General features: G+C 67.7%; 12 protein-coding genes and 3 pseudogenes. 9 read left to right on the plus strand and 6 right to left on the minus strand.

The window, feature by feature from the left end; translation table 11 throughout:
- Positions 1 to 220: 220 nt before the first annotated feature.
- Positions 221 to 355, minus strand: a complete 135-nt coding sequence (locus OG953_RS09010; protein ID WP_405683368.1) for a hypothetical protein — start codon at positions 353 to 355, stop codon at positions 221 to 223.
- An 813-nt stretch (positions 356 to 1,168) separates the two neighbouring features.
- Between OG953_RS09010 and OG953_RS09015 the strand changes: the two genes are divergently transcribed.
- The 5 genes and pseudogenes from OG953_RS09015 (at position 1,169) to OG953_RS09035 (ending at position 4,040) form a co-directional block, all read left to right on the plus strand.
- Entirely contained in the window at positions 1,169 to 1,999 is an 831-nt protein-coding gene (locus tag OG953_RS09015; protein WP_405683369.1) for a hemolysin III family protein, read from the plus strand.
- 32 nt (positions 2,000 to 2,031) lie between these two features.
- Positions 2,032 to 2,454: pseudogene (locus OG953_RS09020) on the plus strand (IS21 family transposase); the annotation flags it as partial.
- Entirely contained in the window at positions 2,454 to 3,230 is a 777-nt protein-coding gene (gene istB, locus OG953_RS09025) for an IS21-like element helper ATPase IstB (RefSeq protein WP_405683370.1), read from the plus strand. The pseudogene OG953_RS09020 and the gene istB, both read left to right, overlap by 1 nt.
- Before the next feature lie 265 nt (positions 3,231 to 3,495).
- Positions 3,496 to 3,852, plus strand: a complete 357-nt coding sequence (locus tag OG953_RS09030; RefSeq protein WP_405683371.1) for a PRC-barrel domain-containing protein — start codon at positions 3,496 to 3,498, stop codon at positions 3,850 to 3,852.
- Positions 3,853 to 3,875: 23 nt separating this feature from the next.
- Positions 3,876 to 4,040, plus strand: coding sequence for a hypothetical protein (locus OG953_RS09035; RefSeq protein ID WP_405683372.1), 165 nt, complete (start codon positions 3,876 to 3,878; stop codon positions 4,038 to 4,040).
- 77 nt (positions 4,041 to 4,117) lie between these two features.
- Here OG953_RS09035 and OG953_RS09040 read toward each other — a convergent pair whose 3' ends face one another.
- Positions 4,118 to 5,356 carry a PP2C family protein-serine/threonine phosphatase gene (locus OG953_RS09040; protein WP_405691737.1) on the minus strand — a complete coding sequence of 413 codons (1,239 nt, stop codon included), beginning with the start codon at positions 5,354 to 5,356 and terminating at the stop codon, positions 4,118 to 4,120.
- 507 nt (positions 5,357 to 5,863) lie between these two features.
- On the opposite strand from OG953_RS09040, the gene OG953_RS09045 reads away from it, so the two are divergent.
- From OG953_RS09045 to OG953_RS09055, 3 genes are all read left to right on the plus strand, one after another.
- On the plus strand, positions 5,864 to 6,031 hold the full coding sequence (locus OG953_RS09045) for a hypothetical protein (RefSeq protein ID WP_405683373.1): 168 nt from the start codon (positions 5,864 to 5,866) through the stop codon (positions 6,029 to 6,031).
- An 866-nt stretch (positions 6,032 to 6,897) separates the two neighbouring features.
- Complete coding sequence (locus OG953_RS09050; RefSeq protein ID WP_405683374.1) at positions 6,898 to 7,071, plus strand: hypothetical protein; 174 nt, start codon at positions 6,898 to 6,900, stop codon at positions 7,069 to 7,071.
- 757 nt (positions 7,072 to 7,828) lie between these two features.
- Complete coding sequence (locus OG953_RS09055) at positions 7,829 to 8,602, plus strand: ISL3 family transposase (protein ID WP_405683375.1); 774 nt, start codon at positions 7,829 to 7,831, stop codon at positions 8,600 to 8,602.
- 161 nt (positions 8,603 to 8,763) lie between these two features.
- Here OG953_RS09055 and ltrA read toward each other — a convergent pair whose 3' ends face one another.
- On the minus strand, positions 8,764 to 10,158 hold the full coding sequence (gene ltrA, locus OG953_RS09060) for a group II intron reverse transcriptase/maturase (protein ID WP_405681812.1): 1,395 nt from the start codon (positions 10,156 to 10,158) through the stop codon (positions 8,764 to 8,766).
- Positions 10,159 to 10,827: 669 nt separating this feature from the next.
- Here ltrA and OG953_RS09065 point away from each other — a divergent pair.
- Positions 10,828 to 12,225 (plus strand): IS1380 family transposase, encoded by a 1,398-nt coding sequence (locus OG953_RS09065; protein WP_405681813.1) that lies wholly within the window; start codon positions 10,828 to 10,830, stop codon positions 12,223 to 12,225.
- A 323-nt stretch (positions 12,226 to 12,548) separates the two neighbouring features.
- Here the strand turns inward: OG953_RS09065 and OG953_RS09070 are convergent.
- From OG953_RS09070 to OG953_RS09080, 3 genes and pseudogenes are all read right to left on the minus strand, one after another.
- A pseudogene (locus tag OG953_RS09070) lies at positions 12,549 to 13,088 on the minus strand (SAV_6107 family HEPN domain-containing protein); the annotation flags it as partial.
- Between the two features lie 512 nt (positions 13,089 to 13,600).
- Positions 13,601 to 13,786, minus strand: coding sequence for a hypothetical protein (locus OG953_RS09075; RefSeq protein ID WP_405683376.1), 186 nt, complete (start codon positions 13,784 to 13,786; stop codon positions 13,601 to 13,603).
- 48 nt (positions 13,787 to 13,834) lie between these two features.
- Positions 13,835 to 14,826 (minus strand): annotated as a pseudogene (locus OG953_RS09080) (IS5 family transposase).

The raw sequence follows: 14,826 nt of genomic DNA on the forward strand, positions 1-14,826 counted from the left end.
CCTGTCCGAGGGATCGCGCACACCGCGTCCGGTGACTGCCGTCGCCCGTGCGGGCCGTGCTGCTCACCCGGACACGGGGACCTGCTCTCGTGCCGGGCGTCGACAGGACCTGTGCCTCAACAGATCAGGGCCGCGCAGCAATGGCTCCGCGGCCCTGATCTGTTGAGGCACATCCGGGGCCGGCGCGACCTCGGCCGGGAACTTCCTGAACTCGGTCGTTTCAAGCGTTGTCCCGGGCTCGGTCGGCCGCCTCACCGTTCGATTTACCGATGGGCCCGGCCATGACGCTACGGTCCAGGTCGCTGGCGCGCAGTTCGTCGGCGATCAGGATGTTGCTCGGAAGTGGCAGGAGCACAGCTGGATGAGTAGGGATACGAGGCCGGGACCGCGCGCCATAGGTCGGCTCGGGCGCCGCATGCCCTGTGCGGTTGTCGTGCACACCTGCGGTCCGCGTGCAGGACGCGCCAGGCGGTGAGCTCGAGATCTCGGAGCCACAGTTCTCCGATGACCTGTGTCTTGAGGTCGGGAAAATAATCGGACTCGGTGAGGGCTTGACCGATCACCTCCCCGGCTGCGACGTGTTGGAGCGGGGTCATCTCATCGACGGCTGAGAGGATTTTTCGGGCCAGGCCGGTTCCTTCTCCTGCCAGGGAACGCAGCACCGGAGCCTTGATGTTGACGGGTAGCAGGTACGCGGTGCCCGAAGACCTCCACAGGTCCGACCAGAAGCGTTCTCCTGCCTTGGTGGGGGCCAGGTAGCGCGGCCAGCAGCGCGAGGAGATGGCTGAGGGCCGCATAGCCACTGGAGTGGGCAGCTACGACCACTGCGATGCCGACGACGCGCTCCACATCGAGATGGCCGGCTTCGAGACGCGAAGCCAGGCCCAATTGGTGTTCCAACTGGTGTGCGAGGGGGCGGATATGTGGGGGCGGACCTCAGGAAGCATCGGCGATCCTGGCGGGCAGGCGAGCGGAGATGCCCGTTCGGGAGCCCTGATCGTTCCCATGACCAGCCGATCTACTCGGCTTCGGCAGACTCAATTGGCGGCAGGATCAACGGGGCTGGGGTTCGCACGGGGGCGAAACGGCCATGCCAGGCGACGTGGGCCTGGATTTCGAGACCGACCTCCCAGAATGCTGTCCGGGTGAGGTCTCCTAGCATGACCGCATGATTACCGGTGACACCCAGGAGTCCGAGGGAGGACGAGAAGCTGTGTCTCGCGACGCTGCTGAAGCCGAATACATTCACGTCGCCCCAGTGCGTGGAGAACGTCGTGAAGACGGGCTGCCCTGCGGATCACAAGGTGACGATGCAGGGGGGAATGCTGACTCGGTTGCCGGCCTGGTGGAGCGGGCGGCCGACCTGGCCGAACCGATCAAGCCGAGGTTGCGTGGCTGGCTGCATGCCGGAATGGTCCCCGCCGCACTGATCGCAGGCATCGTGCTCATCTGCCTGGCTCGTACCCCGCAGGCGGCCCTGGCCTGCGCCGTGTACTCGGTCTCCGCCTGGCTGCTGTTCGCTACGAGCGCCATCTACCACCGCGGCACCTGGGGGTCGCTCGGCGAGGCTCTTCTGCGACGTCTCGACCACGCCAACATCTTCCTGATCATCGCCGGCACCTGCACCCCCCTGGCCGTGCTCCTCCTCCCGCCGGAACAGCGGTCCGTGCTGCTGTGGATCGTGTGGGCGGGCGCATTGGCCGGCATCGCGTTCCGGGTCCTGTGGGTCGGAGCTCCGCGCTGGCTGTACACCCCGTGCTACCTGGCCCTGGGGTGGGCACCGGTGCGCTACCTGCCCGACTTCCTGCACACCGGCGGAGCGGCCATACTCGCCCTGATCGTGGCCGGCGGTCTCCTCTACAGCGCGGGCGCGGTCGTTTACGCCCTCCAGCGACCCGACCCCTCGCCCCGCTGGTTCGGCTTCCACGAGGTGTTCCACGCTCTGACCGTGGCAGCCTTCACCGCGCACTACGTCGCCATCTCCCTGGCCACCTACTGACCGCGACCGCGTACCGGCTCGCGTCGCTCGTCACCCACTCCAGCGACTACCCGCCCGAGAAGATCGCCTTCCATATGCGGACCCCGGCCTGGTGCCGCACCCAGTCCGTCCAGGTCGGCGCCGCCTGCCGGGAGGTGATCGACGGGCTGCTGGAAGTGAACGCGCTCTACCGGCTCCGCGCCGCCCAGGGCGTGCTCGGACTGCGCAAGAAGTACGGCGACGCCCGGCTGGAGGCCGCCTGCGCCAAGGCGACCACGGTCGGTGACCCGTCCTACCGCACCATCAAGGGCATCCTCGTCGCCGGCACTGAGACCGAGCCCGCCCCTGAGACCAGCGGCGACGGCGGGGCCGCCGCCTTCCTGCACGGCCCGACGCGGCTCTTCTCGACCGCGACGACCCCCGGCATGACGAACGACGACCGTGATGACCACCGTCACGAAGAAGGAGCCGCGTGATGAGCATCATGGACACCGCCCTGCGCGACGCGCTGCGGACGCTGAAGCTGTCGGGCATGCTGGAGACCCTCGACGCCCGCCTGGCCCAGGCCCACGGCGGCGAGCTCGGACACCTCGAATTTCTCCAGACGCTCTGCCAGGACGAGATCACCCGCCGTGACACCGTCGCCTTCCAACGCCGCCTTCACCGGGCGAAGTTCGAGCAGCAGGTCACCCTGGAGGAGTTCGACTTCGCGGCCTCCCCGAAGCTGCCCGCGGCCCAGATCCGCGACCTCGCCGCTTTGCGCTGGCTGCACACCGGAGAGTCCGTAATCCTGTTCGGACCGGTCGGCGTCGGAAAGACACACGTCGCCCAGGCGCTCGGACACCTCGCCATCCGTCAGGGCGCCAACGTCCGCTTCGCGAAGACCAGCCGCATCCTGGCGGACCTGGCCGGCGGCCACGCGGACCGCACCTGGGACCGCCGGCTGCGTGAACTGGTACGTCCCGACGTGCTCATCCTCGACGACTTCGCGATGCGCCAGCTGACCGCATCCCAGGCCGACGACCTCTACGAGCTCGTCTCCGAACGGCAGGGCCGGTCGCTGATCCTGACGAGCAACAGGGCGCCGAGCGACTGGTATCCGCTCTTCCCCAACCCCGTCGTCGCCGAGTCCCTCCTGGACCGGCTCATCAACACCAGCCACCAAGTGATCATGAACGGGCCCAGCTACCGGCCCAACAAGCGGCCCCGAGCAGGCAGCACCGACAAGACAAACAAGCCTGCGACCAAGTAGACATGGACGAGGTCAGGACCTGGGGAATTACGTGACGCCGGGCCCGGGGAATTACGTGATCGTTCACACCCACGTTGCTACGCGCTGGGCCACGACGGGCCGGGCGACCGCCGAGGCATCGCGCCGCGCGCGAAAGCCGTCCGCCGCTTCGGCCTGCAAGTTGGCTGCTCTTCAGGGTGTGACGCCCCGTAGCCCGGTAAGGAGGGAGGAGCGAGAGAAAGACGAGACAGCGGTCTTCAGCTGACCTGCGACAGAGGGGGGTCCCGTGTTCGAGGCGGAAGACATCAGGGAATGGCGAGGCCACGACGTGGTCGACCACGAGCAGCACAAGATCGGCGTCCTGGAGGCGGTCTACGTCGACACGGCCACGGACCAGCCCGCGTTCGCGACAGTCATGGTCGGTCTGCCGACCCGGCACCGGCTGGTGTTCGTCCCCCTGGGCGACGCGACGGTCGGTCCCGGATATCTGAAGGTCGCCTACGACAAGAAGCAGGTCAAGGAAGCGCCCTCGATCGGCATGGACGGCGAACTGCTCGCGGAGGACGAGAAGACGGTCTTCGCGTACTACGAGCTCGCCTACCGGGCGGGTGCGAGCCGCGAACGTCGCCTCGCCCGCCGCTGATGCCCCCCCATGAGGTGATACGGATGGCTCTCTTCCTCCTGCTGGTCGTTGTGGCCATCGTGCTCGGCATCATCGGAGTGGTGGCGAAGGGCCTGTTCTACCTGTTGGTCATCGGTGTGATGGTTTTGCTCGCCGACTTCGTCCTCCTCGGCCTGCGCCTGGGCCGCCGCAGGCGCCTGCCCCGGTGACGCGGTCACCTGGGGCAGAGCACCCCGCTTCGCCCGCCCAGGGCCGGCCGAAGCGGGGTATCGGAGCAGTTTTTGAGTCATCGCCCAGTAGTGGTCCGCTCCGTCCGCGACGGGGCGGAGGCGTCGGCGAGGTCGGCGCCGGTGTCGGCGTCCCGCTGGGAGTGACCGACGCCGCGCCAGTCCAGGCACATGACGGTCGCGTCGTCCTGCAGGTGACCGTGGTTGGCGTCAACGACCGCCGCGATGAGGGTGCGGGCGGCCTCACGGGGATGCAGCGCGCGGGTGCGGACGATCAAGTCCGACAAATCGAGGCTGTTGGCGTTGCGCTCCACCATGCCGTCGGTCAGCATCACCAGCCGGTCGCCAGGCCGCAGGTCCAGCGACTGGACCCGGTAGTTGTGAGGGGCATGGAAGCCGAACGGCATATCGACCTTCAGAGTGATCTCCCGCACCTGCCCGTCCCGCATCCGCAGCGGCCAGGGGTGCCCGGCGTTGATGAACTCGGTCTTGCCGTCGATCAGGCTGATACGCAGGAGCTGGCCGGTGACGTAGCCCTGGCGGCCGTGCTCACCCACGGCCTGGTCGGCCTGGCGGCCCTGTTCGGCGAGGTCCGCACCGGCCCGCCGTGCCCGGCGCAGAGCGCCCACCAGGAGAGTGGCCAGCAGCGCGGCATCGACATCGTGACCCATGGCATCGGTGACTGAGAGCTGGACCGAGTCCCGGTCGATCACGTAATCGAAGGTGTCACCCCCGACACGGTCGGCCGGCTCCAGCGCCCCGGCCACCGCGAACTGCGCCGCCTCACACGCCAGCGACGCCGGGAGCAGCCGGTGCTGGATCTCCGCAGCCAGGCTCAGCGGGACGGTACGGCGGCCCCACTGGTACAGGTCGGTGAAGGACCGGTTCGCGATGACAATGTATGCCAGGGCGTGCGCGGTCTCGCCGACCTCCCTCATCACCTGCGCGTCCGGCGCCACGGGCAAGAACAGTTCCAGGAGCCCGATGGCGTCCCCGCGGTTGGTCACCGGGGCGACGATCCGCACCAGCGCGCCCTCGCCCCTATCCTCCACGCTCGGCCGCTGGGTGCGGATCACGTCGTCGTACAGGGTGCCCCGCAGCGTGATGCGCCGGGCGGGCTCATCGGTCTCGACGCTGCCCGCCGCCCCCAGCCGTACGACCGAGCCGCCGGTGAAGTCGGTGATCAGGAACGACACCGACGCGGCCCCGAGGTACTCCTTGAGCATGCGCGCGACCACGTCGAGCGACTCCACGGGCGCCGCGGTCTCCGCCGCCGCCAACGTCCCCGCCAAGGTCATCGCCCTGCCCCGGCCACCCCCGTTCTCGGGAAGACGAGTGGTCGGCCCACCGTCCCCGTCAGGCCCGCATACGGTCACGGTCACTCCTCGCTGCTCGCTGGCGCTCAGGGCTCCGTCCCGCGTGGGCGAGGGGCCGGCCAAGCCCGGTGCCGGTCAGATGCCATTGCACCACAGAGCCCCTGAACGGATGCGCCTGTCGGCCAACCGCCCATCGAACGGCCCGGCACCGGCGTGTGGAACGCCCGGGCCTAGCAGTCGCCCGGCCTACCAGAGTTCGTGTCACACCGGCACCGGCAGCGACCCATGGTGCTTGCTGGTATTGCGCTCCAGGATGCTCGTTGACGCCCGGACGTCGCAGGCGCGATGCGGGCCGGCTCATGCCGAGCGCCTGTGCCGCCAGTGGAGAAGTGGTCACAGCCCACGCAGCGGGCACGCTCCGTCGCCAGCGGCGACGAAATGAGGGTCCTGCGGCGGGGGTGTGAACCGTCGGTCCGCGACGAGGGCGGAATGCCGGTGGCCCAGGTGATCGGTGCCTCGCTCGCCGCGCTGAACGGGGACGACGTGGTGTGTGTACCCGGACTCGGCGACCTCGCTCCGCTCGAGGAGCTGAGGGCGGCGGAACTCGGCATCCGGGCGGCGGCCAACCGCAGCCAGCGCCCATCGAGGCGGAGTTGATGCCCGCGCAGACCCGAGGTCGGTTGTAGCAACTCCGGGGAGGTCGTGTTCAAGAACGGCACCGGGATCCGCAGTTGACTGACGAGCGTCCTGGAGCCCGAGCTGGTCCGTGCAATGACCGGGCACGGCACTGCGGTGGTGCAGGAGTCGGTGGCCGACGTCCTGCTGTACGACTTGGCAGACGTACCCGGCCGGGTAACACGGGTGGTGTGAAAGCTGAGCGGGACGCTCCTGAGGAAGCACTCTTGTCTGCCGCGAGGGAGTGCCGCGCCGACCGGAGATGACGCTCATTTGACGCTCCGAGCGTCCGCAAGGCCCCTCCGGGTAGGCGAAAACCGCTGCTGACCTGGGACTATGCAAGGTCTCGCATCTTGCGACATGGTTTCGATGACCTCGCACGTGGAGTGCGTGGCGATTCTTGAGCCTGCGGCAAAGGGCCTCTGACCTGCTGGTTCTCTGATTCTCAGGTTTTCGGGCGGGTCACTCCGTCATGTTTGCGTGGGCCGACCATGTGGAGTGTGCTGCGGACCAGCGGCGCGGCCTCTGCCTACCCACGACCCGAGGAACCCGGAGCACCCGACCTGAGCGCCGGGCCATTCCCACCCGCTGACAGCCACGAACCTCCACAGTCAACCCAGCTCAGCCGACCCGACCGAAACGGGAAGGTCAAGGCACCTGCGCTCCAGAAACCGCAAATCGAGCGCCACCAAACACTTCTGCCGGGAACACAATGAAGTGTGTGGGCATCGCTGCGGTGAGCTGCTGGAGAGCACGGCCGTCGGAGGAGGCGCGGCGCTGCGATGCCCATTGTTTCCGCTCCGGGGCCAGGGGCAGGCGGATGAGTGAGTGCCTACGAAAGGACCGACATGAGTGCCGGAGAGAAGGCCAAGGCCAAGACCGAGCAGGTTGTCGGGAAGGCCGTCAAGAAGGTGGCCCACGCGGTGGGTAACGAGACCACCGCAGCAAAGGGAGCCGCACTGGAGGCCCGGGGCAAGGCCCGGGACATCAAGGAGAGGTCGAAGGACAGCTTCAGGCGCTGACCACGCCACGTCGTGGGCGGAGCCGGTGCGAGGCCCGAGCAGGTTCGTGCGTCCGGCGGTGCGCAGCTGGGCTTGGCGCTGCCACGGCTCGCCCCAGCACACATCGCGTCGCACCGGCCCGCTCCGGCGCGCACGCGTGCGGCGGCGGCCTCTGCCGCTCGTGCCCCGGCGCTGATCTCCGCACGCACTCGCCGACTTCGCCATTCTCGGCCTGCGCTTGGGCCGCTGCGGCAGGCGCGTGTCCCGGTGATGCGGTGACCAGGGTGGGGCAGAGCACCCCGCTTCGCCGCCCGGCCAGGGCCGGCCGAAGCGGCTGCCGAAGCAGCTCTCGAGTCATCGCCCAGGAGTGGTCCGCCCCGTCCGTGGCGGGGCGGAGGCGTCGACGACCGTCGTGATGAGGGTGCGGGCGGCCCCGCAGGGATGCAACGAGGGGGTGCGGACGACCAGGTCCGACAGGTCGAGTGTCTGCCTGCGGCACGTCACCTGGACCGTTCCGCCCGACATCGAACAACGACGTCGCTCAGCTTCCGGAGATCATCAACGCCCAGCGCCGACACGTGCGCATCCCTCAGCGCTGCGGCTGGGAAGCGACCTACGACGTAGAACTGACCGCCCTCATGATCTGCGCGCACATCTGGGCCGACGGTCATCTGCGGGGCTGTCAACGGCCTCGTAGTGCGGTTCTGATCCACTTCTTGTGGGCCGGTGACGTGGCGTCACTGCAGGCTGGAATGATGGTCGTTCGTGTGATTTTGGCGTGTTCTCGACGGCCTTCTCCCATCTGACGTCCGTGGTGGTGGAAGAGGTAATGGTGGACGGCGACGGGGTCGCCCTCACCGCGCGGACGGTGACTCGGGAGGCGGCCTGTCCCGGGTGCGGCTCGGTGTCCGGCCGTGTCCACGGCGGCTACCGGCGGCGCCTGGCCGACCTCGCGGTTGCCGGACGGAAGGTCGTGATTGACCTGCTGGTGCGGAGGTTCCTGTGCCCGGCGTCAGCGTGCGGACGCCGTACCTTCGTCGAGCAGGTGGATGGGTTCACCGAGCGATTTGCTCGACGGACACCGCTCCTGCGCCGAACGCTGGAGAAGATCGCGCTGGCCCTCGCCGGGCGCCCGGCGGCCCGGCTGACCAAGCATCTTTCCGTCCCGACGAGCGCGAACTCCCTGCTCAGACTGATGCGCAGGCTTCCGGACAAACAGGCCGGCGCTGCACCACGGGTGCTGGGTGTGGACGATTTCGCCCTGAAGAAGGGCCACGTCTACGGGACGATCATCTTGGACATGGAGACCGGCGAACGCGTGGATGTCCTGCCCGACCGGACCGTGGACACGCTCGCCGCGTGGCTCCGCGCACACCCCGGAGCGGAGATCGTCTGCCGGGACCGGGCCAGTGCTTACGCCGAGGCTGTACGCACCGCCTACCCCGACGCGGTCCAGGTCGCGGACCGTTTCCAGTGCGCCATGAGGCGCCTTGTTGTATTCCCGACCCAGTCGGGAGGAATTTGGAGGGAGATTCTTGGGCCTGATGGCTAACCCAATCCGGAAACGGTGATGGGGAAAATAGCATGCCAGGAAATCGACGGCCGGGCTCAGTAGGGTCGGGGACTGGCGCGGTGGCCTGTGAGGCTCCGTTTCCAGCCCCCGCCCGTCAAACCGTGCATGCGCTTCTCGCGCACACGGCTTACCGACATCGTTCACCGGCTGGCATGCACCGCCACCCTGCGCACGTTTCCAGACAGGCGAAAGGCTCCGAGCCTGGCGAACCACGCGCCATCGTGGCGCTTGCCCCACTTTCTGCCCGGGATGCCGCGCTTGCGATTGTCGAAGATCGCGAGACGCTCGTGGACGTAGCTGTCGATCGTGGAGAACTTCCCGGCGGAATTGCCGTTACGGAAGTACGCCGCCCAGCCTCGCAGGACCGGGTTCAAGTCGGCGACCACGGCCGACAGCGACCGTCCCACGTGCCGACGGTCGGTCGCCGCCCGGATCTTGTCCCGCAGCACCCCCATCGCCCGCTGAGACGGCCATCGTTGCAGGTGGAACCTGCCACGGCGGCGCCACGATTCCACCTTCCGGTGGTGGAAGCCGAGGAAATCGAAACCCTGCCCACCCCTGGCGAGATGGACGATGCCGGTCTTCTCCGGATGCAGCTGCAACCCGAGGCCGACCAGCACCGTCCCGGCCAGTTCCCGCGCCTGCACGGCACGTTCCCTGGTCGGGCACAGAATCACGAAGTCGTCGCAATACCTCACCAACACCCCGAGCCGGTGCCCGTCTCGCTGCCATGCCACGTCCAGGACGTGCAGAGCAATATTGGCGAGCAACGGTGAGATCGGTGAGCCCTGTGGGGTCCCTGCTCCTGGTGAGCCGGTCGCCCCGTCCTCCAGAACCCCCGCCCGGAGCCACATCCGGATCAGCTTCAACATCGGGCCGTCCACGACGCGCCGGGCCACCTGGGCCACGAGGGCGTCATGCCGAATCGATCCGAAACAGTCGCGGATGTCGGCCTCAAGCACCCACTCCCGGCCCCGGTTCGCCTCCACGCGCACGCTCTCGCACGCGTCAATCGCGGACCGCTTGGGCCTGAACCCATAGCTGACCGGCAGGAAGTCCGCTTCGAAGACCGGTTCGAGAACCAGTTTCGCGGCGGTCATCACCACCCGGTCCGCCACCGTGGGGATCGAGAGCGGCCGGAACTCTCCCGGCCGCCCCGGCTTGGGGATCAGGACCTGCCGCAGCGGTGACGGGCGATACGTATGCGCCCGCAGTTGCTGCGACAAGTCGTTGAGGAACTCCTCCACCCCGGCGGCGGCCACGGCATCGACGGTCACCCCGTCCACGCCGGGAGCGCCCCGGTTCGCACACACGCCGGACCAGGCCCGCCACAAGACATCTCTGCGGGAGACATGGCCGTACAGGGAATGAAACCGACGTTCAGGATCTTGCTTGGCACAGCGGTAGAGCGTCCACTGCAAGGCACGGACCTTGTCCAAAGGCCGGCCATCCAGTCGTGCGACGCCTTCCTTCCGGCGGGCGGAACTAGCCACTCCGGCACTCACCCGAGCCACCTCCTCACACGCGACACGCATCGATGAAGCAGGGGCCCTTCGCTCCTGACGGGTTGTGTTGTCCCGCCGATCGGCACTACTACGACCCCCTCCGACTGCCTCTCGGCAGCCCGCCACTTCCCGGCTCCACCGGTTATAGGCGGGCCCTGCTTCCCGGGCCGCAGACCCGGGGCCGAGGAGGCCCTCTCCAGTTCCCAGGACAACCTTCCGGCCGTTCCACGCCCCTTACGCCGGGAGGTTCTTCGACGCCCGCTCCAGATTCCCAGGCGTCTTCCCTGGCCTTCGCCCTCTAAGGCACGGGCTCGGCTCCTCCTTGGCCCCGCTCACGCGGGTCGGTGCTGACGACGCTGCAGGCTTCACTTGATGTTGCGGACCGGCCGGTTGCGCACCCCCAAGGGGTGATCGTCGCTCCACTTCGACACCGGCCTCTCGACCGATGCCGGGAGCCCCGCTACCGAGGACTCTGGCGTCTCCTCGGACCGGACTTGCACCGGCTGGCTGCCCTGAACTTGTCGCCCGAATTACATCGAACCTCCTTCGCGTCCGACGTTTCGGACTGCTGGACGTACGCCTCGATCCACCGAGTGACTCGCGTCCTGTGGATGAGCAATCGAGAAGAGGTGCCTGCTGACCTGCGATGATGGGAGTTCTGACGCTTCCAGCACGCACAATCAGCAAGGCACCTCGTAGATGCAAGCTTCCCACACTCCGGCAGCGGTCTCCGCTGTGTTCGATGACCCGAATCTGATCGCGCATGCCGGGCTGGTCCCGGTCATGCGGCTGGCCGAGCGGTGCGATCTTGCCGCTCTGGTGACGGACAAGGTGAAGCTGAACGGGGCGAAGAACAGTGCGGGGGCCGCAGCGGATGCCAAGGTCACCAGCATCGTGGCCGGGATGGTCGCGGGTGCGGACAGCATCGACGACCTGGACGTCCTGCGGCACGGCGCGATGCCGGCCCTGTTCTGCGGGATTCGCGCCCCGTCCACGCTGGGCACGTTCCTGCGTGCGTTCACCCACGGCCATGCGCTTCAACTCCATGCCGTGCACCGCGGATTCCTGGCCGCGCTGGCCGCGCACACTCCACTGCTGCCCGGCGCCCGGGAGAAGGCGTTCATCGACGTCGACTCCACCCACAAACGCGTTTACGGCCGGGCCAAGCAGGGCGCCGAGTACGGCCGGTTCAAGGGCATCCGCACCCTGCACCCCCTTCTCGCCACGGTCTGCACCCCGCACTCCCGCCCGGTGATCGCCACCGTGCGGATGCGCCGTGGGAAGGCAGCCGATTCCCGCGGGGCCCCGAAGTTCGTCAGTGAGGCGCTGGCCACCGCCGTCGAGGCCGGCTGCACCGGTACCCGGATCCTGCGCGCGGACTCGCAGTTCTACAACGCCGGGGTGATCGCCGCCTGCCACCGGGCCGGAGCCCACTTCTCGATCACCACCGGCATGAACCCCTCCATCAAACGAGCCGTCCACAGCATTCCCGACGACGCCTGGCAACACATCAGTTACCCGACCGCGGTGCCCGACCCCGCCACCGGTGAACTCATCTCGGACGCCGAAGTCGCCGAGATACCCCAATACACCGCCTTCGCGAGCCGCAAAAAGAGCGAGCGGGTCACCGCCCGGCTGATCGTGCGCCGGGTCCGTGACCTGGCCAAACCCGCCGTCATGGGTGAACAGGGCGAACTGTTTCCCGTCTGGCGCTACCACCCCTTCTTCACCGACCAGCCCGCCGCAACCCTGCAGGCCGAGCGGGAACACCGGCACCATGCGGTGGTCGAGCAGGTCATCGCGGACACCAAAGCCGGCGCCCTGGCCCACCTGCCCTCCGGGCACTTCCACGCCAACGCGGCCTGGCTCACCCTGTGGGCGATGACCTACAACCTGCTCCGGGCCGCCGGTGCACTGACCTCGCCCTTCCACGCCAAGGCCACCACCGCCACCCTCCGCACCCACCTGGTCCAGGTCCCCGCCCGGATCGCACGATCCGCACGACGCATCACCCTGCACCTGCCACACAACTGGCCCTGGCAGCAAGCCTGGACACACCTCTTCGACACCGTCCACGACCCACCCGCACCGGCCTGATCCCCTGACCACCCCGCCCGCCAAGGCCCGACCGGAACCGAACTCGTGGAAAAGCTGGGCAGACCAGCAGAAACAACCTGCCCATCCACGACCACCGACCGAAACCAGCTCACAAAACGATCAAGAGATCACGTTCAGAGCACGTCGGTGGATCGAGGCTTAGCACCCGGCGAGGCAGCGAAGATCTGGTGCGTCATTGGGGCCTGGCGCAAGCTGGGGCCCATGGTGATAGCCAGAATAGCCAAGTTGATGGCTGTCGGCAGGATCCAGCCGACCAACAGACTCCACCCGCCACCGAGAACGCCCTTGGCTATATCCCCCAATTACTCGTCCCATTCATCATCGTCATCGCCCAGCGGAGGGCCCGGCGGGGTGTGACCGAGGGGTACGTCGAGCGGTAGGTTTTCGAGCGCTGCTCGCTCGTCGGCGAGTGGACGGAACTCGGACTCCGGGTCCGGCAGTCGCAGCTCCCCATGCTGCCGGGAGTCAAACAGGAGCATCCGTCGGCTAATCCGCAGAAACATCGCGACCTCGCGAATCAAGTCCTCCGCTTCGCGCATGCTGACCGCGCCCTCGATGCCGGCCTCCGCGCGAGCGCGCGTTCGAGCCCCTGCCGCGAATAGAGCGCTCCACTCAGTCAGCTCCGGAGCAATTTCAGGGAGCACCTCCCAAGCGCTACGGATTCGCCTGCCGCTCCGTACGCCCGTGTCTCCCGACGGCCGCCCTCGCGCAGCAAGCACAGCGGCGGCGGTGCGTAGTGCTGCCAGGTGAGCCGTGGCGAAACGATCATTCGCAGACTCCATCGCAGATGCCTCTTGCAGGCCAGCCTCTGCCTGGCCTAGCAGCTCCAGCGCAGGACGAGGAACGACACCCTGACGCCTGCGGGCGTTCGAGGCGAGCTCCATCAACTCTCGAAGGCGCGCTATCAGCGCCTCCGGGACGCTGGTGACTGCCAAAGCGTCACTCAGCTGTTGTGCGACCGATCCCACCATTCGTTCCGCATCGGCGATCTCGTCGAACGCGCGGTATACGAGCGCTACGGCCTTAGCCGTCTGGTCATCCGAACCAGCCGCGAGGTGGAGGCGAATTTCCGCTAGGCACTGTGCGACTGCTGTAGAGGTACCAGGAACCTCATTGCCGGCCTGCCCATAAGAGAAACGGATGACGGTACCGCCCTGACCATCCGAAACAGCGCCGTCTTGGACCGCAGATCGTTGACCATTGCCCGCCGCCATCACACCCCCGAAGCCAATGCGAATGTTGCATACGCCGTCCTCACCAGTGGATGGCGTGAGGCCGTGCGATCCGCCCGAGGATATCGCGCGGGAAAGGTCCAGGACACGCGAGTGCCGAACATGCTGGTGACTAGCACCAACTAATGAGTTGCCCACATGTCCGCTCCCGACTGGCCGTTCAGCGCCTTGTGCATCATCGTCCCGATATGTGCTTTCACGGCGCCCTGCTGCTTGTCCTGCCCGACGCGGAGCTGAACGAAGCCCCACCACACGAACGCGCCCCCAGCAGCCAGCAGCACCACACCCCACATGACATTTACCGACACGGACCGTGTGGAACTAGGGCGTGTGTGAGGTCGTGATCATCGGGTCGTCTATGTGAGGTCGTTGATCCAGATCATGGAGGCCCGGAGGTGGAGGCCGGCGTCGTAGCTCTCGGGGCTCTTGTCGTAGCGGGTGGCGATGCCTCGCCAGGCTTTCAGTTTGTTGATCATGCGCTCGACGGTGTTGCGGTCCTTGTAGAGATCCGCGTCGTGGGTGACGGGCCGGCCGCCCCTGCTGCCTCTGTTCTTGCGGTGGGTGGACTGGTCCTTCTTCTCCGGGATGACGGCCTTGATGCCGCGTCTGCGCAGGTAGGCGCGGTTGGCGCGGGAGGAGTAGGCCTTGTCCCCGGCCACGGCGGCGGGCCGGGTGCGCGGGCGGCCGACGGGTAGCCGGACGCGGACCTTTTGCAGGACGGGGACGAACTGCGGGCTGTCGGCGGCCTGTCCGGCGGTCACCACGATCGACAGCGGCCGACACCTGCGGTCGGAGGCGAGATGGATCTTGCAGGTCAGGCCGCCTCTGGATCTGCCGAGCAGGGCCTGTTTCAGGCGGGCTCTGCGTCTGCGCCGGACGCGTCGCCGTTCTTCCCGCCCGGGGTCGTCTCCGTCGTCCTGTCCGTTCTGTTCCTCGCGGCCGCCCCCTTTTGCCGGGCCTGCTCCTGTTCGCGCACGGCTTCCTCCAGGGCCTCCATGACCTCGGGACCGATGCGCATCCCCGCGGCGTCGTGATGCGCGCGGGCGGTCGTGGAATCCACGCTGACCAGCGACAGGTCCGTCTTCCCCTGCCGGGCGGCCTCAGCGATCAGCCCTTCCAGCAGCGCGGTGAACACCCCCGCGTCCCGCCATACCCGGAAACGGCCGTAGACGGTGGGCCAGGGGCCGAACTCCTCGGGCATCTCCCGCCACTGAGCGCCGGACCGGAAGCGCCAGATCACTCCCTCGAACTGGTCACGCAGCCTCACCGGGTAAGGGCCGTACTCGCCGATCGGCAGGTACGGCTCGATGAGTTCCCACTGGTCATCGCTCAACTGTCGGCGCGTCAC

The sequence above is a fragment of the Streptomyces sp. NBC_00057 genome, from assembly GCF_045041165.1.
In the GTDB taxonomy this organism is placed as follows: domain Bacteria; phylum Actinomycetota; class Actinomycetes; order Streptomycetales; family Streptomycetaceae; genus Streptomyces.